Origin of the sequence: Oceanithermus profundus DSM 14977, from assembly GCF_000183745.1 — a bacterium.
GTDB lineage: Bacteria > Deinococcota > Deinococci > Deinococcales > Marinithermaceae > Oceanithermus > Oceanithermus profundus.
Map to the genome: position 1 here is coordinate 1,742,226 of NC_014761.1, position 18,212 is coordinate 1,760,437.

General features: G+C 70.5%; 21 protein-coding genes. 10 read left to right on the top strand and 11 right to left on the bottom strand.

Annotated elements, in window-relative coordinates; translation table 11 throughout:
* On the top strand, window positions 1-483 hold the full coding sequence (locus OCEPR_RS08720) for an HD domain-containing protein (protein ID WP_013458351.1): 483 nt from the start codon (window positions 1-3) through the stop codon (window positions 481-483).
* Here the strand turns inward: OCEPR_RS08720 and OCEPR_RS08725 are convergent.
* Complete coding sequence (locus OCEPR_RS08725; protein WP_013458352.1) at window positions 480-2,270, bottom strand: hypothetical protein; 1,791 nt, start codon at window positions 2,268-2,270, stop codon at window positions 480-482. The two genes, OCEPR_RS08720 and OCEPR_RS08725, sit on opposite strands and share 4 nt — an antisense overlap.
* A 252-nt stretch (window positions 2,271-2,522) precedes the next feature.
* Between OCEPR_RS08725 and OCEPR_RS08730 the strand changes: the two genes are divergently transcribed.
* Genes OCEPR_RS08730 through OCEPR_RS08750 form a run of 5 tightly spaced genes read left to right on the top strand, consistent with a single transcriptional unit; the run spans window position 2,523 to window position 8,484 of the window.
* Entirely contained in the window at window positions 2,523-3,392 is an 870-nt protein-coding gene (locus OCEPR_RS08730) for a hypothetical protein (RefSeq protein WP_013458353.1), read from the top strand.
* A 58-nt stretch (window positions 3,393-3,450) separates the two neighbouring features.
* Window positions 3,451-4,314: a fimbrial biogenesis chaperone gene (locus OCEPR_RS08735; RefSeq protein WP_013458354.1), complete on the top strand. Its 864-nt coding sequence runs from the start codon at window positions 3,451-3,453 to the stop codon at window positions 4,312-4,314.
* A 10-nt stretch (window positions 4,315-4,324) separates the two neighbouring features.
* Window positions 4,325-4,831 carry a hypothetical protein gene (locus OCEPR_RS08740; RefSeq protein ID WP_013458355.1) on the top strand — a complete coding sequence of 169 codons (507 nt, stop codon included), beginning with the start codon at window positions 4,325-4,327 and terminating at the stop codon, window positions 4,829-4,831.
* A 2-nt stretch (window positions 4,832-4,833) separates the two neighbouring features.
* Window positions 4,834-8,025 (top strand): hypothetical protein, encoded by a 3,192-nt coding sequence (locus OCEPR_RS08745; protein ID WP_013458356.1) that lies wholly within the window; start codon window positions 4,834-4,836, stop codon window positions 8,023-8,025.
* A gap of 12 nt (window positions 8,026-8,037) precedes the next feature.
* The gene (locus OCEPR_RS08750) at window positions 8,038-8,484 is read left to right on the top strand and encodes a hypothetical protein (protein ID WP_013458357.1); all 447 of its coding nucleotides are present in this window, start codon (window positions 8,038-8,040) and stop codon (window positions 8,482-8,484) included.
* A gap of 26 nt (window positions 8,485-8,510) precedes the next feature.
* Here the strand turns inward: OCEPR_RS08750 and folE are convergent, their stop codons facing one another.
* The 6 genes from folE to OCEPR_RS08780 are packed head-to-tail and all read right to left on the bottom strand — an operon-like array spanning window position 8,511 to window position 12,134.
* Complete coding sequence (folE, locus tag OCEPR_RS08755) at window positions 8,511-9,125, bottom strand: GTP cyclohydrolase I FolE (RefSeq protein ID WP_013458358.1); 615 nt, start codon at window positions 9,123-9,125, stop codon at window positions 8,511-8,513.
* An 8-nt stretch (window positions 9,126-9,133) separates the two neighbouring features.
* The gene (gene tmpR, locus OCEPR_RS08760) at window positions 9,134-9,847 is read right to left on the bottom strand and encodes a bifunctional dihydropteridine reductase/dihydrofolate reductase TmpR (protein ID WP_013458359.1); all 714 of its coding nucleotides are present in this window, start codon (window positions 9,845-9,847) and stop codon (window positions 9,134-9,136) included.
* Complete coding sequence (locus tag OCEPR_RS08765) at window positions 9,840-10,253, bottom strand: NUDIX domain-containing protein (protein WP_013458360.1); 414 nt, start codon at window positions 10,251-10,253, stop codon at window positions 9,840-9,842. Before OCEPR_RS08765 ends, tmpR begins: the two co-directional genes overlap by 8 nt.
* Window positions 10,226-11,002: a CDP-alcohol phosphatidyltransferase family protein gene (locus tag OCEPR_RS08770; RefSeq protein ID WP_013458361.1), complete on the bottom strand. Its 777-nt coding sequence runs from the start codon at window positions 11,000-11,002 to the stop codon at window positions 10,226-10,228. The genes OCEPR_RS08765 and OCEPR_RS08770 overlap by 28 nt, the downstream gene beginning before the upstream one ends.
* Window positions 10,995-11,738 carry an ImmA/IrrE family metallo-endopeptidase gene (locus OCEPR_RS08775; protein ID WP_013458362.1) on the bottom strand — a complete coding sequence of 248 codons (744 nt, stop codon included), beginning with the start codon at window positions 11,736-11,738 and terminating at the stop codon, window positions 10,995-10,997. The genes OCEPR_RS08770 and OCEPR_RS08775 overlap by 8 nt, the downstream gene beginning before the upstream one ends.
* 3 nt (window positions 11,739-11,741) lie before the next feature.
* A complete protein-coding gene (locus tag OCEPR_RS08780) occupies window positions 11,742-12,134 on the bottom strand; it encodes a helix-turn-helix domain-containing protein (protein WP_013458363.1) in 393 nt (130 codons plus the stop codon).
* Window positions 12,135-12,256: 122 nt separating this feature from the next.
* Here OCEPR_RS08780 and OCEPR_RS08785 point away from each other — a divergent pair, with 122 nt between their 5' ends.
* Window positions 12,257-12,556 (top strand): hypothetical protein, encoded by a 300-nt coding sequence (locus tag OCEPR_RS08785; protein WP_013458364.1) that lies wholly within the window; start codon window positions 12,257-12,259, stop codon window positions 12,554-12,556.
* Here OCEPR_RS08785 and OCEPR_RS08790 read toward each other — a convergent pair.
* The 3 genes from OCEPR_RS08790 to glgC are packed head-to-tail and all read right to left on the bottom strand — an operon-like array spanning window position 12,525 to window position 14,865.
* Window positions 12,525-12,911 (bottom strand): gamma-glutamylcyclotransferase family protein, encoded by a 387-nt coding sequence (locus OCEPR_RS08790; protein WP_013458365.1) that lies wholly within the window; start codon window positions 12,909-12,911, stop codon window positions 12,525-12,527. The genes OCEPR_RS08785 and OCEPR_RS08790 overlap by 32 nt on opposite strands.
* Complete coding sequence (locus OCEPR_RS08795) at window positions 12,911-13,609, bottom strand: SagB/ThcOx family dehydrogenase (protein ID WP_013458366.1); 699 nt, start codon at window positions 13,607-13,609, stop codon at window positions 12,911-12,913. Before OCEPR_RS08795 ends, OCEPR_RS08790 begins: the two co-directional genes overlap by 1 nt.
* Window positions 13,606-14,865 carry a glucose-1-phosphate adenylyltransferase gene (glgC, locus tag OCEPR_RS08800; RefSeq protein WP_013458367.1) on the bottom strand — a complete coding sequence of 420 codons (1,260 nt, stop codon included), beginning with the start codon at window positions 14,863-14,865 and terminating at the stop codon, window positions 13,606-13,608. Before glgC ends, OCEPR_RS08795 begins: the two co-directional genes overlap by 4 nt.
* Before the next feature lie 76 nt (window positions 14,866-14,941).
* Here glgC and OCEPR_RS08805 point away from each other — a divergent pair, with 76 nt between their 5' ends.
* The 3 genes from OCEPR_RS08805 (at window position 14,942) to groL (ending at window position 17,801) form a co-directional block, all read left to right on the top strand.
* Window positions 14,942-15,718 carry a TrmH family RNA methyltransferase gene (locus tag OCEPR_RS08805; RefSeq protein ID WP_013458368.1) on the top strand — a complete coding sequence of 259 codons (777 nt, stop codon included), beginning with the start codon at window positions 14,942-14,944 and terminating at the stop codon, window positions 15,716-15,718.
* A 130-nt stretch (window positions 15,719-15,848) separates the two neighbouring features.
* Window positions 15,849-16,157 carry a co-chaperone GroES gene (groES, locus tag OCEPR_RS08810; RefSeq protein WP_013458369.1) on the top strand — a complete coding sequence of 103 codons (309 nt, stop codon included), beginning with the start codon at window positions 15,849-15,851 and terminating at the stop codon, window positions 16,155-16,157.
* A 12-nt stretch (window positions 16,158-16,169) separates the two neighbouring features.
* Complete coding sequence (gene groL, locus OCEPR_RS08815; RefSeq protein ID WP_013458370.1) at window positions 16,170-17,801, top strand: chaperonin GroEL; 1,632 nt, start codon at window positions 16,170-16,172, stop codon at window positions 17,799-17,801.
* 57 nt (window positions 17,802-17,858) lie between these two features.
* Here the strand turns inward: groL and OCEPR_RS08820 are convergent, their stop codons facing one another.
* Entirely contained in the window at window positions 17,859-18,152 is a 294-nt protein-coding gene (locus OCEPR_RS08820) for a winged helix-turn-helix transcriptional regulator (RefSeq protein ID WP_013458371.1), read from the bottom strand.
* Between the last annotated feature and the right edge of the window lie 60 nt (window positions 18,153-18,212).

The window sequence follows — 18,212 nt, forward strand, 5'->3', positions numbered from 1 at the left end:
ATGGTGCTCGTCACCAAGAAACGCCTGATCCGGCTCGCGAAGGGCTTTTTCCCCGCGCTCTGCCGCCCCGACGACACCTGGGCCCTCGCCCGCCTGGCGCCGGACGAGGCCGCGCTCTACCGCGCCATGGACGTGCGCGACCGCGAGCACAACGTGGCCGTGGCCAGGCGGCTGGTCGAGCGCTGGCCCGACGCCCCCGATTGCGCCGTACGCGCCGCCCTGATCCACGACGCGGGTAAGGCGGTCCGCCCCTACAACGTCTGGGAACGCGTCTTTACCGCGCTTTTCGAGCACTGGGCGCCGGCGGTGGAGCCCTACCCCCTGCGCGGGGGGCTGGCCGGCGCCTGGCAGGTGCGGCAGCACCACCCGCGCTATGCGGCCGACCGCATCGCCGACCCCTGCGTGGCCCGCATCGTCGGGGAACACCACGCCGGAACGACCCCCTGGGCGGCGCGCCTGCGGGAGATCGACGCCGAGTTCTAGGCCGAGACCCGCGCCAGCCCGGCCTCCTCCGGAGCGCCGCGCACGCGGTAGACGTCGAGGCTGAACTCCACCACCGCGCGCTCGGCGGCGCTGGTGAACCGGAGCTTCTGCCCCCGCGGCACCACGGCCCAGACCTCGAAACGGCGCACCGGCAGCAGGGTCACGCCGCTCAACGGCACCTCGCGGTTCACCGGCGCGAAGATCACCAGCGGCCTCCGCCCCACCTGGAGCACCAGCGGCATCCGCTCGCCGTCCAGCCCGATTCCCAGCACGTTCTCCACGAAACCCCGGCCCTTGAGCCGGATCAGGACCGGTTCGTCGGCACCCGGGAAGACCAGCTCGTTGTCGCGGTACGGCGGGCCGTTGCGGACGAAGTAGAACCGCTTGTCGTACACCCCCCAGCCGTCGCCGCGCATCTCGGGCGGCTCGGAAAAGATCTCCTCGAGGGGCTCGAGCCCTTCGACCCGCGGGGCGCCGCCGCCGTCCTCGCCCTTTTCGAGGCCCCACACCGCCCGCGCCCAGGGCGACAGGCTCTCCGGCGGTTCGATGGAGCGGCGCTCCGGGTCGGCCGCGAGTTCGTGGTGGTAACGCGCGATCAGGTCCCCTTTCGCCGCGAAGTAACGCGCCGCGGCCCGGTGGTATTCCGCGCGCCGCCCCGGCTGGAGTGCCTGGTAGAGCACGCGCCGGGCGGGCTCGCTGGCGAAGTACCACTCGTCGTCGTAGGCGAGCCAGCCGCGCCGCTCCAGTTCGTCCAGGTGTTCGTGCGCCTCCAGCGCTTCGATCAAGCCGTCGGAGAGGGTGCCCGGGTGCACGGACAGGCGCTCGAGCGCCAGCCGCGCGGGGTAGCTGAGGAAGCGGCTCTCCCGCTGGTAGGCGGCGCGCACCTGCTGCGGCAGCGGCAGCTCTTCCTGACCGGAACGGTAGAGCTCGAGCAGGTGCTTGAGGTGGGCGGCGTCGCCACCCGAGCGCAGGTAGATCTCCGCCGCGCGCTCGAAGGGGAGGTCCTGCAGGGGCCCTTCGACGACCGCCGGCCAGGAGAGGGGTTGCAGGGTCACGAAGCGCGCACGGTCCGCGGGCCACTGGGCCCGCAGCTCGAGCAAGGTGCTGTGGTCCTCGCCGAAGGGGGCGGTGGGCAGGATCCAGACCGACTTGTCGTCCTTGAGCACCTTCTTGACCTGGGCCTCCGTCTGCGGAAGCGGCAGGTAGCGCACCGCGGTGGCGCCGCCCTCGACGCCTTCGATGAAAGGAAGGCCCATCTCGCGCGCCAGCTGCAGCGCGAAGGTCTTGAAGCCGGCGAGGGGGCTGCCCTTGACGATGAGCAGGAACGGCGGGTCGATCTCGCGGGCCAGCTCCGAGGCCTGGGCGTGGATCTGCTCGGCGGGCTGCTCGTCGACCTGGGTGGTGCGCCCGCGCAACCCCGCCAGCCACTCGCGGAAGCTGTCGGAGACGCGCTCCAAACCCTCCAGGATCTGGCCCGTGCGCGGCGTGGTGTCGAGGACGATGCCCGGGGGCAGCACCAGCGGGTCGCGGCGGTCCTCGAAGGCCACGATGCCCAGCTTGCGAAGCGTGTGCCGAAGTTCGTGCAACTCGACTCTGAGGTTCTGGCGCGCGCTGGCGTGCTCCCAGAGCAGCTCGGCCATGGCCGCGCGGCTGATCGGGCCCTCGATGGCCAGGTAGTAGAGGATGGCCAGGGACTTGTTCCGCAGCGGAACCCGCTTGCCGCCCACGTACAGCCCCGCGGCGCCGAACAGGGTAAGTTGCGCGATAGCCGATTGAATTTGCGCCATACAATCCCCCCGAATGCACGGATAAAACGTTAACCGAAGCGTTAATTCGGCGTTAAGAAGTCCGCGGTCGTTAACCAAATCGATAACGCTACGTCGCTTCGCTCTGTCTCTTACAGCTTACCTCGACTTAACGGCCGAACGTGTGACGGCCATTAGAGTGAGCATCAAGAGAGAGGGAGGTGAGGAAACTTAGAGTGAACGATCCGCTGTAGGCCCTAGGCCCCAAGACTGCGTTATGAATTGGAGGACCGCATGAACAAGAAGTGGATTGTCGCTTCTCTATTTGCTGTGGCGGCGTTCGCCTTCGCCCAGACGCCCGTGATCGGGCCGACGAGCGAGGGGCCGGACGCGGTGGACAAGGGCGCCGACAGCGCCAGCGTGAACCAAACGGTCAAGCTCATCCTTCCGCAGGCGACCGCACTGCACCTCGACACCACCACCCTGACCTTCGACCTCGAGGCGCTCGACGGATCGGGCTGGCCCCACGCCTCGGACCCGCTCGCGAACGACCCGACGATCGCCTGCGTCTACGCCAAGGGCGCCGACGAAACGCTGGATCTGAGTGACGAGTTCTGGAGCCAGACCCAGGTCCTGCCCGGGGGCACCTACTACGAGACGGGCACCTGGCCGAAGATCTCGATCGTGGGCAACGGCGTCGTCGACTCCTACCCGCCCATCGAGATCGACGACAACGGCGAGCTGGTGCCGGGTTCGAAGGGCTACTTCGTTTGTTACAAGACCTTCGTCCTCCAGCTCTTCTCGAACTGGAGCTACTGGGACCTGACCGCCAACCGCAACGACCTGGACGACGAGTACCCCAGCATCGAGCACCTCTACATCCAGGGCAACACCTGCTACAGCTTCGTCAACGACAAGGCGACGGGGCTCTACGACCTGCCCGACGGGGCGACCCGCCACCTGATCCCCAAGACCCTGAACTTCGGGCCCACGGGAGACCAGGTACTGGGGGACAACATTCCCGAGAGCTGCAAGAACAAGAGCTGGCTCGACACCCTGATCGTGGTGGCCGTGAAGATCAACTCGGACACCTGGGGCGAGAGCCGCGCCGACCTGACCTACACCCTGCAGTCCGCCGACGTGCAGTTCGGCACCCCTCAGTAGCGTCCTTTGAGGTAAGGTGGGGCCAGGGCCCCACCTTACCTGCTTTCTGGAGGCAACCATGCGCATACGGGCGATCGCACCGCTGCTCACCGTTCTCGCCGCTTGCATCGCCTCCCCCGCCTGGGCGCAGACCGCGGTGGCCATCGATCCGCCGGCCGCGATCTTCACCGCCCGGCCCGGGGAGGAAAAGACCGCCAGCATCCTGATCGCCAACCCCGGCGCCGAGCCGACGCGGGTGCGGGTCTCGTTGGGCGACTGGATGTACCAGCCCGACGGCCAGCCCGTCTACCTGGACCCCGGCAGCCTGCCCGAAAGCGCAAGTTCCTGGATCACGTTTTCGCCCGCCGAGTTCATGCTCGCGGGCCGCGAGAAAAAGATCGTCCGCTACACCATCAAGGTGCCGGAGGACGCCGCGGCGGGCACCCACTGGAGCGTGCTGTTCCTCCAAGGGGAGGATCCCAACGCCCAGCCCGGCGCCAACATCGCTACTTTCAAGATCCGGGTGGCCCACACGATCTACGTCAACGTTCCCCCCATCGAGTGGGACGGCCAGATTTTGGGCATCGCCGCGGTGCCGCCCGACGAGCCCGACCAGCCGATCGCCATCGCCATTCAGTACGCCAACACCGGCAACGGAGCCTACGCGGTGACGGGCCGGCTCGAGGTGCGCGACGCCGGCGGCAACGTCGTGGGCGAGGCCGAGATCGACCGGACCGTCGTGCTGCCCGGTGCGACCCGGGTGCTGCTCGCCAATTTTTTCGGACCCATCAAAAAAGGAGACTACGTTATCCTCGCGGTGCTCAACTACGGAAGCGAAACCGTGGACGTTGCGGGGCAGACGGTGGTAAGCCTTCCCTTCGACCTGGTCAAGCCGGCTCCGGCCGCGAAGTCGGAGCCCGAGACGCAACAGGGCACACCCTGACGGAGGCGAAATGAAACGTACCGTCCAAAACATCCTGGTCCTGCTCGTCCTGCTGGCGCCGATCGGCTACGCGCAGGCCACCTGGTTCGTGCAGGCGGTGATCCCCGAGGTGATCTCGGTGCGCACGCCCACGACCACGATCGGCTTCGAGCTGAACCTGCAGAACTACCCGCCCCCGAGCTTTCCGGCGCGCTACGCGGCCACCACCCCCGAGGACGGGGTCCTGCCCGTCCAGGTCTTCGTCAACCAGCCCGGGGTCTGGAGCCTGCTGCTCGAGATCCCCGACCTGCTCGACGAGAGCGGCAACCGGCTCATCCCTTCGGACCAGATCCTCTTCCGCGTCAACGAAGGCCCCTGGCTGCGCGGCAGCAGTGCGCCCCAGGTGTTCTACACCGACGTGGGCGCGACCGAAGGCTGGAAGGAGATCCGGCTCGAGTTCGCCCTCGAGCTGAAGGGCAACGAACCGCCCGGTAACTACGCCGTCAACGTGGTGGTCAGCGCCATCCGGGAACCCTAACCATGAGGTATTGGGCCGCCTGCCTGTTGCTGCTGGGGGCGGCCTGGGCCAGCGGCGTCGAGATCCAGCCCGCCACAGGCACCCAGGTCGGGCCCGGAGCGTACGCCACCTTGCTCTTTGCCCTCTCGGGCGAGGGCGAGGTGCGGCCGCAAGTGGTCGCGCCCGAAGGCTGGCTGGTCCTCCCCCTGCCCGAGCGGCTGCGCCTGGGCGAAAGGACGCTGGTGGCGGTGACGCTGCGCGTGCCCGAACTCACCCCGGCCGGATCCGTGCACCCGGTGACGCTGCGGATCTGGGACGGTGAGCGGCTGCTCGCCGAAGCCTCCGCCGACGTCACCGTGCTCGCGAAAGCCGATTTCATCCTCTACGCCGAGGACAAGCAGGAGGCCCGCATGGGCGAGCCGATCGCCTACCGCATCACCGTGATCAACCGCGGCAACCTGCGCGACCGGATCACCCTCGAAGCCGAGGCCAACACCGGCGAGGCCTTCCTGAGGCCCACCGTTCTGGAGCTCGACCCCGGTCAGGAGGGCACCGCCGTCCTCACCCTGCAGATCGGCGACGGTCGACGGGTGTCGCCGGGGTACACGATGATCACCTGGGTGCGCGCCCGCTCCGGCTTCGGCGGCCTGGAACGCAAGGTGCGGGTGACCACCCGCTGGCTGGATCCGTACGCGCTCGGCGCGGGGGGGCCCGACCCCACGCTGCGCGTCGGCCTCTCGGGCAGCGTGGGCGTGGGCGCCCTCCTCGAAGCGGGGCGGTTCGCCTCCCCGGTCTTCCGTTACAGCGTCAAACCCAGCCTGAGCGGCCGGCTCTCCGACTTCGTGGAAGCCTCGCTCAGCACCTCGGCCTTCGGAGGCCAGAGCCCCCGCTGGTGGCCCGAGGCCCCGTCCAGCCTCGCGCTGGGGCTCAAGGGGCCGAAGTGGGACGCCGCGCTTTCGGCGACGACCACGGGAATGGGGCTGCGCACGGGGTTCCAGACCAAGGGCTGGCGCTACGGGGTGGGGCTGAACGGCCGCTACGACCTGGGCGCCGGCGGCTTCTCCGTCAGCGCGGTCAGCACCCTCCGGTCCCTGAACCTGCAGCTCAACGCCAGCGTCGATGCCGCGCAGGGGTCGCGCCGGGATCGTTTCAGCGTCGACTACAGCCGCACGCTCAACCGCTCGCTGAGCCTGCGGCTGGGCGGACGGCTCAACGGCATCCTCTCGGGGGGGTACACCCTGGTCGGCACGGCGCGGCAGGGGCTGCTCTGGCAGGGGGCGCGCTTCAGCGTCCTCCAGTCCCTGTCGGCCAGCCCCCAGCTGGGCCTCTACACCCTGACCCTCACCGGGGGCACCCGCAGCGTCTACCCCCTGGGGGTGCGCGGAACCGCCCACCTGCAGCAGCGCCCCGAGGGTCTAGGCTGGAAGGCCATCAGCTCGGTCTTCGCGACCCCGCTGCCGCGCACCTCGCTGCGCGTCACCACGACGCTCGAGCAGGCGGCGGGGCGGCCCTTCGAGTTCAGCCTCAACCCCTCCCTCGCCGTCCGTCCTCCAAACCTGGCGGGGGTGCGATCGAGCTTTGGCGTGGGCTACAAGCTGCGCTACGTCCCGGCGGACGGGACCACGCACCAGGTCGCCACCTTCAGCGGCCGGCTCGGCTACGGCAACTTCGGTCTGAGCGGCAGCGGCAACTACACGCTGGTGGGTCCGCACGCCTACGGCGCCCAGCTGGGCGTGCGCTGGCGGCCCTGGCCGCTCACCGTGCTGCGGGCGAAGTACACGGTCAAGCTCGCGGACGCCTACAGCGAGACCGTCGGGGTCGGCTGGCAGCAGTACTGGGGGGCCGGCTTCGCCAGCGAGCTCGACCTCGAGCACGGCGAGGCCGACCGCCTGAGCTTCTACCTGGCCCAGAAGAGCCTGTTCGGCAGCCCCTTCGGCCTTCTCGTCGGCTACGCCGTCAGCGACCCGGACGGGCTCGGGCGGGGCGTGGAGCGCTTGACGCACCGGTTCAGCGTGCAGCTGGGCTACGACTTCGCCTGGCGGTTCCCGACGCCCGAGGCGGTGGTCAGCGTCTTCGGGGGGCGCAAGGTGGGGCGCGTGCGCGGCGTCGCCTTCATCGACCGCAACCTCAACGGCGTGCAGGACGAAGGCGAACCGCCGGTACCCGGCCTGATCGTGCACCTCGGCGGCGCCAGCGCCGAGACCGACGAAAGCGGCCGTTACGCGCTGGAAGCCCGCCCGGGCGTGCACACGCCGCAGCTGGAGGGCCTGCCCGCGACCCTGGACCTCTACCGGCCCACCGAGCTGCGCGTCGAGGAGGGCGGGCGCTACCTGCTCAACCTCCCGCTCGCCCCGACGGCCCAGATCCTCCTGGTGCTCTTCCACGACGCGAACCGCAACGGCGTCCAGGACGAGGGCGAACGGGGCATCCCCTACGGCGGCGTCCGCCTGATCGGGCCCTCCAACCGCAGCTTCCGCACCGACGAACGCGGCCGCGCCCTGGCCACCGGCCTCCTCCCCGGCGTCTACGAGGTGGCGCCCGACCCCGACCTGCTGCCCCCGCGCTTCCGGGCCACCTCGGCCCCGACCCGCGTCGAGCTGCAGCCGGGGAAGAGCGGCCGGGTGGTGCGCCTCGGCGCCGCGCCGCCGCCCAAGCAGGTGCGCACCACCTACAACCCCGGGAAGCTGGCGGTCTTCGCCACCCTGCCCTCGCCCGTCGTCGCCGCGGGGGCCGAGTTCGAGGTGCGCGCCATCGCCCAGGGCGACCCCGAGCAGGTCTGGCTGGAACTCGACGGCGCCAGCTACCCGCTGGAGCGCCGGGACGACGGCACCTACACGGTGCGCGTGCGCATGCCCCCGTCCGTCCCCACGGGCCCGCTGATGCTCAAGGTGCGGGCGGCCCGGGAGGCGGAGGTCGTGGAGACGGTGGCCGTGGCCACGGTCGTCCGGCGACCGCTCTACGAACTCGACCCGGTGAAGTTCCAGGTGGGCCAGCCGCGCCGGCTCGAGCTCACGCTCCTCTTCCGGGCGTCGTCGGTGCGGCTGGTGATCGGCGAAGAGGCCGGCGTGGAGTTCACCAGTGAGGACGGCTACCGCTGGTTCGCCGAGTGGACGCCCGAGCGGGCGGGCGCGTTCGAGGCCTACGTCGTCGCGGACGGCGAGGCGCTCTCGCAAAGCCGGATCACGGTGCTTCCCGCGAGCACCGGAGAAAGGTAAGGAGGAACGGCCATGAAGAAAAGCATAGGAACGCTGCTGGGAGTCTTCGCCCTGCTGGTGCTCGGGGCCTGCTCCACCCAGACGGGCGGCATCCGCACCACGGGGGCGCTCAAGGTGCTGTCGGCCGTCCCCGACGTGACGGCCGGCTGCCCGGTGCGCGCCGGCGACTGGATGGCGCTGACCGGCAACAACTTCGGCACCCAGGCGGACTGGGACGACGGCCCCAACTACATCCTCTTCCCGCCCGAACCGGGGCTCGCGCCCGAACGCGTGGAACTGACCCGGGCCCAGGACCCCGCCACGCTGCTCTTCCTCGTGCCCGCGGGCGCTCAGAGCGGAACCGTGCGGCTGCACGTCGAGGGCGTGGGCGACGCCGAGTTCACGGTCACAATCGCTTCGGGCGCGGGGGCCAGCAACGCGGTGCCCGGCTGCGAGCTGCCGGCACCGCCCGCGCCCTGAGGGCGCGGATCGGGACCCCGCGGCCGCTAGGGCTGCGAGCGCAGCAGCGCCAGGAACTCTTCGCGCGTCTTGAGGTCCTCCTTGAAGACGCCGCGCATCGCCGAGGTGACGGTGGTGGAGTGCTGCTTCTCCACGCCGCGCATCATCATGCACAGGTGCGCCCCCTCGACGACGACCCCTACGCCGCGGGGCTCGAGCACCTGCATGAGCGCCCCCGCGATCTGGGTGGCCAGGCGCTCCTGCAGCTGCAGCCGCCGGGCGTACATGTCCACCAGCCGCGCGAATTTGGAAAGCCCCAGGATCTTGCCGTCCGGAATGTAGCCGATGTGCACCTGGCCGAAGAAGGGCAGCAGGTGGTGCTCGCACATCGAGTAGAACTCGATCCCCTTCACCACCACCATCTCCGAACCCTCGGCCTCGAAGACCGCGCCGTTGATGACCTCCTCGAGGCTCTGCTGGTAGCCGCGGGTCAGGAAAGCCCAGGCGCGGGCCACGCGGCCCGGGGTATCGGCAAGCCCCTCGCGCGCGGGGTCCTCGCCGATCTGCTCGAGCCAGCTCCGCGCCAACCGGCTCATCGCCTCGAGGTCGTAGGCCGTCTCGAAGGTCATGCCCGTGTCTTCCAGTTCGATGCGTTTCTTCATGCCGCTCCTCACAGGTTCCAGCCGCCCGCGACCTCGAGCACCTGCCCGGTCACGTAGTCGGCCGCCGCGCTGACGAAATACCCTACCGCGTCCACCAGCTCCTCCAGGTAGGCCACGCGACCCATGGGAATCTCCCCGAGGGGCTGGGTCACCGAGTTCTCGGCCACGCCGGGGGCCACCACGTTGACGGTCACCCCGTGGGGGGCGAGCCGCGCGGCCAGCGCCTTGGCGTAGAGGACGACGCCGGTCTTGGCCACGAAGTAAGGGGTGATGTGGGGCTTGGCCACGGTCTGGCCCGCTCCCGCGTACCCCAGGAAGACGACGCGCCCCCAGCCGCCCGCGAGCAGGTGGGGCAGCGCCGCCTGGGTGACGTGGAAGGCGGTGTTCAGGTTCGAGTCGAGGACCGCCCGCCACTCGGCGGGGGTCACCTCCTCGATGGGTTTGTAGAGGTAGTCGCCCACGTTGTTGACGACCACCGCCAGCCCGCCCAACCCGCGCGCCGCGGCCTCCACCGCCGCCCGCGCCGCCTCGGGGTCGGTGAGGTCGCCCGAGACCGTCACCGCCCGGCGGCCGGTTCGGCGCACCGCCGCGGCGACCGCGCGGGCCTCCGCGCGGCGGCTGCGGTAGTGCACGGCGACGTCGAAGCCGCGCTCGGCCAGGCCCAGAGCCACGGCCCGGCCGATGCCGCGGGCCGCCCCCGTCACCAGCGCCGCCCTAGCCACCCTTCACCTCCAGGTAGCGCTCCACCAGCGGCGTGGTGTGCACGTTGAGCGGGTAGTCGAGCGCCGCGCGGGGCGGCACCCAGGCCCACTCGACGATCTCCTCGTTGGGGACGACCGCCTCGCTGGAGCTCTCGGCGAAGTAGTTGAAGAGCAGAAAGTGCATGGGCTTGTAGAAGTCGGGCGGGAAGATCGCCTCCTGGAAGAGCGCCCACTCCACACCCTCGAGCGCGAGCCCCACCTCCTCGCGAAACTCGCGCAGGAGCGCGTCCTCGAGCCGCTCGCCCCAGTCCACCTTGCCGCCGGGAACGCCCCACAGCCCCTTCCACTTGGTGGTGCGCACCAGCAGCACGCGCCCGCTCGGGCCGCGCACCAGCGCGCCTACCGTGGGGATCGGATAGCGTGCCATATGCGAACAGCATAGACCAGCGGCAGCGCCAAGACCGTGAGCTGCAGAAACCCCAGGTAGGCCTCGGGTCGCCCTAGCGCCAGCGCCAGCCCCAGGACCGCGAACTGGGTCGTCCGCCCCAGGTTGGCGAAGAAGGCCAGGAAGGGCCGCGGCCACCAGGCCTCGCCGCTCGTGCCCAGCCGCCGCGCGAGCGCGCGCTCGGCGGCGCGGATCGCCCGGTCCTGCCAGCCGAAGACCGCCGCGTAGACGCGCGCCAGCGCCGCCTCCAGCCCCGGGCGCGGCGGCGCGTCCGCCCCGGCTTCGCCGGCGGCGAGCGCCGAGAGGTTGAAGTCGAGCGAGAGCACCCACGTCAGGATCGCGAAGCCGAGCAGCGCGCCGGCCGCGTCGCCGGTGCGCAGGTAGAGGGCGGCGAAGAGGGCCGCGTGGACGAGCAGGTCCACCTCGCTGTCGAGGTAGCGGCCCAGGAGGCTGACCTGCCGCCGCGCCCGCGCCAGCTGGCCGTCGGCGTTGTCGAGCACGGTGACGAGCTGCAACAGCAGCGCGGCGGCGAGGCCGTGTCCGAGCCCGATCAGGCCCGCGGCCGCGAGCCCCAGCAGGCCGTGCGCCAGCACCAGGTGCTCGGGGCGGATCGGCGTGCCCCAGACGAGCCGCACCACCGCGTGCCCCAGCGGGCGGAAGACGAGCCGGTTCAGCACCTCCTCCGCGGGCCGGGGCTTGAGGCCGTCGGCCAGCCGCGGCGCCTCACCCACCCGCGGCCTCCACCCCGGCGGCCAGCAGGTAGACGCGGCCGCGCCGGGGCCGCGCCCAGGCGTGCTCGGCGCGCGCCCCGCCGGGCAGCGCGAGCGCCCCCCGGTGGGGCAGCCCCGCCGCCAGCACCGCGGCGAGCGGGTGCGCCTCCGGAAGGACCGTGCCCCGCGCCGGGGCGGCCGCGCCGAAGGCGAAGTAGACGGCGAGCGGACGCCCCCCGAAGACCGTCGCCAGCGCCCCCGGCCCCAGCGCCCCCACCAGCGCCACCGCGGCCGCCGGTTCGCTGACGCCGAAGCGCTCCGCCAGCTCCCAGATCAGCCGCGGGTTGGGGCCGGCCGCCGCCAGCGCCCGCTCCACTTCGGCGCGGGGCAGCAGCATCTCCGCCGCCCCCAGGTTGCACAGCCGCTCCAGCGCCCGCTCCAGCGCCGCCCCCTCGTAGGCCTCGTGCAGATCGGAGAGCAGATCGCCGTCCTGCTCGATGAGCCGGTGCATCACCTCGTGGGCCAGGGTGAAGCGCTGGCGCCGGGGGCTCTGCCCCTCGGCAACGAGGATCGTACGGCTCGCGGCGTCGAGCAGGCCGTCGCGGCCGGCGATCGCCGCAGTGCGCCAGCGAAAACCGACGCCCGCGGCCATGCGGTCGGGCGTGAGCGGCGCGTGCCGCTCGCGAAAGGCCGCCGCCCGCTCGAGCACCCGCGCCTCCAGCGCCGCGCGCAGCCGCCGCGTCTGTGCCGCCGTCATCGCCTAGCCCTCGAGCACGCGCCTCAGGTGCAGGTAGATCTCGTACCAGTCGCGCTTGTTCTCGGGCCGCTTGCCGCGCAGCTCGATGCGCGAGAGGGTCTCCACCCAGTCGGGGGTGATCTCCGCGCCCAGCACCGGGTCCTCCAGCAGCTCGGCCAGGCCCCGGGGCAGCGCCGCGGGCGTGCGCTCGCCGTAGAAGTCGACGGGGGCCATCAGGTCGTGCACGCTCATCCCGTAGGCCTCGGCGAGGGTGCGCAGCGTCTCCAGGCTGGGGTTGGTGCGGTCGCGCTCCAGGTCGGAGAGGTAGGGGATCGAGAGGCCCGTGGCCTCGGCCACGTCCTTCAGCCGCCAGCCCCGCTCCTTGCGCAACTCACGAAACCGCTCGGCCAGCTTCATGGCACCTCCTTAGCGTTAGGGTACCGCGCGGTAGCGATACGGTCAAGACGTAATTCACTCTCCATACTTGTAGCTTACCATATCGTTATGGTACAGTCATAATTACAGGGAGGTTGTTCACGATGAAAAGAATCCAGCGCCTCTTCCGCACCCCGCCCCAGGCCCTGCCCGCCGCGATGCTGAACCTGCTCATCGAGGTGGACAACCGCGAGGGGCGCGCCGGCCTCGACCGGCTCGAGGCCGAGATCAAGGCGGCCCTCGCGCGCCTGCAGGCGGCCGGCCACCCCCAGGCGGCCCGCCTCACCCTCTGGCTGAAGGCGCTCGAGGCCTACCGCCGCACCTACCACCCGCGCCCCCGCTGGACCCGCTTCCTCCGCCGCCCGCGCGCGTTCAGGCGCGCCGTCCCCGCCAGCGCCCGCTAGGCCACGGCACCCCGCCGCGGCGCGCCGCCGCCGCGGCGTCCGCCACGTAGGCCCACGCCCGCCGCACGCCGGCGGGCGTCTTCACGTCCACGGCCACCCGGCGGTAGAGCCCGCCTTCGTCCTCGAAGCGGTCGAGGACGCGCAATGCGGCCTCGAGGTCGTGAAACTCGAAGAGCTCCCCCTCCACCGCGCCCGCCCCCGGCACCGCCGCCGGGTAGCCGGCGGGCAGCGCGTAGAGCCGGTACCCCTCGAGCCGCGCGGGGGTGCGCCGCACCAGGCCCGCGCGGCGGGCCACCGCGTGGTAGCGCGCGCCCGGCAGCAGGCTGCCGTAGACGAAGACGCCCGCCCGATCCATCAGCGCCCGACGATGACCACCGCGACCGGGTACTCGCCCTCGGGCAGCCCCAGCACCTGGGCCACGCTTTCGTCGTAGAACCACTCCGCCTCGCGGGCCGCAAGCCCCAGCGCCACCGCCGCGGTGAAGGTGGCGTGCGCGGCCTTGCCCGCCTCCAAGAGCGCCTGCCGGTAGCCGCGCGGCCCCAGCCGCGCCACGCTGCGCGCCGGCACCGCGGTAAGGACCAGGTAGACGCCGGCGAGGCCGACGCCGACCGCGTCCGCGAGCGCCGCCTCCCAGGCCGCCCAGTCGGGGCAGGGGGCGATCTGCTCGAGCTGGTGGGCCTTGACCGCGTAGTGGTAGACGCCCGGGAAGGTGTCCTGCACCCGCCGCACCACCAGGTAGGCCTCGACCGGGTAGGCCCCGGCGCTCGAGAGGTAGCCGCGGCGCCCGTCGCGGTCCGAGAGCGGCAGCAGCATCTGCGCCAGGTCGCCGGGGGTGAGGGTCAGCTCCAGCTCCGGCGTCTGCGCCCGCAGCTGCGCCATCAGCCGCCAGGTCTGCGGCCCCCCGCTCTTGCGCGCCTCGGGCAGGTCCACGGTCTCGAGCGGACTGGCGTACACCTTGGCCGTGGGCACGCGCTGTCCGTTTCCGGGCAACGCCTGTCCGGGGCTCAGCCGGGTGTAGGCCAGGAACGCGTGTCCGAAGTCTTTCTTCTTCATAGGTCGAACCGATACCCCTTGGGCACCACCACCACCCCGCCGGGGGTCACCGTGAAGCCGCGCGCGCGGTCGGTTTCCAAATCGTACCCGATCTCGACGCCTTCGGGTATACGTACGTTCTTGTCGATCACCGCGTTCTTGATCTTGGCGTGCCGCCCCACCTCGACGTCGTCGAAGAGGACGGCGTTCTCCACCAGGCTGTACGAGTTGACGCGCACCCGCCGGAAGAGCACGGATTCGCGCACCGTCCCCCCGCTCACGATCACGCCGCCCGCGAGCAGGCTGTTGAAGGCCTGCCCCACCCGCTCGCCGGTCTCGTGCACGAACTTGGCCGGGGGGCTGAAGAGGTTGGCCGTGCGCAGCGGCCACTCGGGGTTGAAGAGGTCGAACTGCGGCAGGACGGCCACTAGGTCCATGTTGGCCTCGAAGTAGGAGTCGAGGGTGCCCACGTCGCGCCAGTAGGTGTTCGCGCCCTCGGCGCCCGGAATGGGGTTGCTCTGGAAGTCGTAGGCGAAGAGGCGCAGCCCTCCCGCGAGCGCCGCGGGCAGCACGTCCTTGCCGAAGTCGTGGGACGACTCGGGGTCCTTGCCGTCGCGCTCGAGCAGCTCGACCAGCGGCTCCTTGTCGAACAGGTAGTTGCCCATCGAGACCAGCGCCTCGCCGGGGCGTCCGGGGATCGGCTTCGGGTGCTCCGGCTTCTCCTGGAAGTCCACGATGCGCCACTGCTCGTCCACCTGAATGACCCCGAAGCGGCTCGCCTCCTCGATGGGCACGGTGTAGGCGGCGATCGTCACGTCGGCGGCCACGTCCTGATGGAAGTCCACCATGTGGCGGATGTTCATCTTGTAGATGTGGTCGCCGCCGAAGACGGCCACCACCTCGGGGTCGTTGTTGTCGATGAGGTGCAGGTTCTGGTAGATGGCGTCGGCGGTGCCGCGGTACCAGACGGGCCCCAGCTCCTCGTACCGGTACATCTGCGCCGGCACGAGGATGATGAAGTGGTCGTCCAGAAACGCGCCGAACCGCCAGTAGCGCTGGATGTGCTCGGTCAGCGACTGCGCCTTGTACTGGATGAGGACGTAGACCGAGTAGATGCCCGAGTTCATGAAGTTGTTGAGCACGAAGTCGATGATCCGGTACTTGGCCCCGAAGGGCACCGCGGGCTTCGAGCGCTTGGCGGTCAGCGGGTAGAGCCGGCTCCCCTGGCCTCCGGCGAGGATCATCCCCAGTACGCGCAAACGTTTGGCAGGCGGCATAGGCGCTCCTTTGCGTTTTCCCCAGCATACCCGCAGCCGCCGGGGCGTACGCCACAGCGGAGCATACAATGAACCCGTGCGGATCACGAGCGCGCGTAACCCCAAGGTCCGGGCCTGGGCGGAGCTCAAGACCCGGCGAGGGCGGTTGGAACAGGGGCGCTTCCTGGTGGAGGGCGCGCGCGAGGCGGCGCGGGCGCGGGCGGCGGGGATCCGGCCCCAGGCCTGGCTCGTCTGGCCCGAGCGCGCGGGCGCGGAGGAAGCGGCGCTGCTCGCGGATGCGCCGGTCTATGAACTTTCGGAGGCGGCCATGCGCAAGGTCAGCTACCGCGAGAACCCGCCGGCGCTCATCGGCGTCTTCGAACGCCCGGCGCGCCGCCTCGAAGACCTGCCGACGCGTCCGCGGCGGGTGCTGGTGGCCGTGGAGATCGAAAAACCCGGCAACCTCGGGGCCATGCTGCGCAGCGCTGACGCCAGCGGCGCGGACGCGGTGCTGGTGGTGGGCGAGGCGGTGGACCCGGAGAACCCCAACGTGATCCGGGCCAGCACCGGGACGGTCTTCACGCTGCCGCTGGCGGCGGTGGACCACGACGCGGCGCGCGCCTGGCTGCGGGAACGCGGCCTGCAGATCGTCGCCGCCGCGCCGAGGGCCCGGCGCGTCTACTGGGAGGCCGACCTCTCGGGCCCCACGGCCTTCGTGGTGGGGGCGGAGGACCGGGGGCTGCCCCCGGGCTGGCTCGAGGCGGCGGACCTCGCCGTGCGCATCCCCATGGAGGGCGTCGCCGACAGTCTGAACGCCTCGGTGAGCGCGGCGCTCCTGCTCTACGAGGGGCTGCGCCGGCAGCGCCGGGGTTGACAATAAGCCGCTCAACTTGCTTGCAAGGAATCGCGTGTGCGGGGTTGACAGCCCCCGCCGCGCCCCCCATAATGTGCGGTGGATTGACACTCTGGACCCCTAAGTGTCAAAGGGGCGAAGGGAGGCAATCATGGCATCGGAGGTCAAGGTAATGATCAAACCCCTAGCAGACCGGGTCGTGGTTGAGCCCATCGAGGAAGAAGTGACCACCAAGGGCGGCATCGTGCTGCCCGACACCGCCAAGGAGAAGCCCCAGCGGGGCAAGGTGATCGCCGTCGGCAGCGGCAAGCTGCTCGACAACGGCGAGCGCGTGCCCCTCGAGGTAAAGGAGGGCGACATCGTCGTCTTCGCCAAGTACGGCGGCACCGAGATCGAGATCGACGGCAACGAGTACATCATCCTGTCCGAGCGCGACCTGCTCGCGGTCGTCGAGAAGTAAGGGAGGTAGACCATGGCAAAGATCCTCGTTTTTGACGAAGAAGCCCGTCGTGCGCTCGAGCGCGGCGTGAACGCGGTGGCCAACGCCGTGCGCGTGACCCTCGGCCCCCGGGGCCGCAACGTGGTGCTGGAGAAGAAGTTCGGCTCGCCGACGATCACCAAGGACGGCGTCAGCGTAGCCAAGGAGATCGAGATCGAGGACCACCTCGAGAACATCGGCGCTCAGCTGCTCAAGGAGGTGGCCTCCAAGACCAACGACGTCGCCGGTGACGGCACCACCACGGCCACCGTGCTGGCCCAGGCGATCGTGCGCGAGGGCCTGAAGAACGTGGCCGCCGGCGCCAACCCCCTGAGCCTCAAGCGCGGCATCGACAAGGCCGTGGAGGCCGCGGTCGAGCAGATCCACAAGATGGCCCAGCCGGTCGAGGACCGCAAGGCCATCGAGGAGGTCGCCACCATCTCGGCCAACGACCCCGAGGTGGGCCAGCTGATCGCCGACGCGATGGACAAGGTCGGCAAGGAAGGCATCATCACCGTCGAGGAGTCGAAGGGCCTGGAGACCGAGCTCGAGGTCGTCGAGGGCTACCAGTTCGACAAGGGCTACCTGAGCCCCTACTTCGTCAACAACCCCGAGGCGATGGAGGTGCAGCTCGAGGACCCCTACATCCTCATCGTCGAGAAGAAGGTCTCGAACATCCGCGAGCTGCTGCCCGTGCTCGAGCAGGTCGCCCAGACCGGCAAGCCGCTGATGATCATCGCCGAGGACGTCGAGGGCGAGGCCCTGGCGACCCTGGTGGTCAACAAGCTGCGCGGCACCCTCAACGTCGCCGCGGTCAAGGCCCCCGGCTTCGGTGACCGCCGCAAGGAGATGCTCAAGGACATCGCCGCGGTGACCGGCGGCCAGGTGATCAGCGAGGAGCTGGGCCTGAAGCTCGAAAACGTCACCCTCTCGATGCTGGGCCAGGCCGAGCTGGTGCGCATCACCAAGGACGAGACCACCATCATCGGCGGCAAGGGCAAGAAGGAGGACATCGAGGCCCGCATCAACCAGATCAAGGCGGAGCTCGAGACCACCGATTCGGAGTACGCCCGCGAGAAGCTGCAGGAGCGCCTCGCCAAGCTCTCGGGCGGCGTCGCGGTGATCCGCGTGGGCGCGGCTACCGAGACCGAGCTCAAGGAGCGCAAGCACCGCTTCGAGGACGCCCTCTCGGCCACCCGCGCGGCCGTCGAGGAGGGCATCGTCCCGGGCGGCGGCGTGACCCTGCTGCGCATCACCGAGGCCGTGGACAAGGTCCTGGCCAAGCTCGAGGGCGACGAGGCCACGGGCGCCAAGATCGTGCGCCGCAGCCTGGAGGAGCCCACCCGCCAGATCGCCGAGAACGCCGGCTTCGAGGGCTCGGTGATCGTCAACGAGATCCTGCAGAAGAAGGACCCCAACTACGGCTTCAACGCCCAGAGCGGCGAGTTCGGCGACATGCTCAAGTTCGGCATCGTCGACCCCGCCAAGGTGACCCGCAGCGCCTTGCAGAACGCCGCTTCGATCGGCTCGCTGGTGCTGACCACCGAGGCCGTGGTCGCCGAGAAGCCCGAGAAGAAGGAAGCGGCCCCCGCGGGCGCCGGCGGCATGCCCGACATGGACTTCTAAACCGCTTCACACAGGAAGCGCGCGGCCCTCGGGGGCCGCGCGCTTCCTGTGCGCCCTTCAGGCGTGCTCTTCGGCCCAGGCCTCGACGGCGCGCAGCAGAGGCTCCAAAGCCACGGCGGCCGGGGTGAGGCGGTATTCCACCCGCGGGGGCACCTCGGCGAACTGTTCGCGCACGACCCAGCCCATGGCGTCCATTTCCTTCAGGCGCAACGATAGCGTGCGGGGCAGCAGCCGCGTGACCCCTTGCAACTCTCCGAAACGCATCGGTCCGTCGAGCAGTGCGCGCAGCACGCGGTACGTTCCCTGGCGTCCCAACAAGGCCAGCGCCGTCTCGATTGGTTCGCTCGTCATGGCGTTCACCCGTCCAGTATACCGCAACGTGGGACGGTACCAGTTTCACCTATTGTTCCA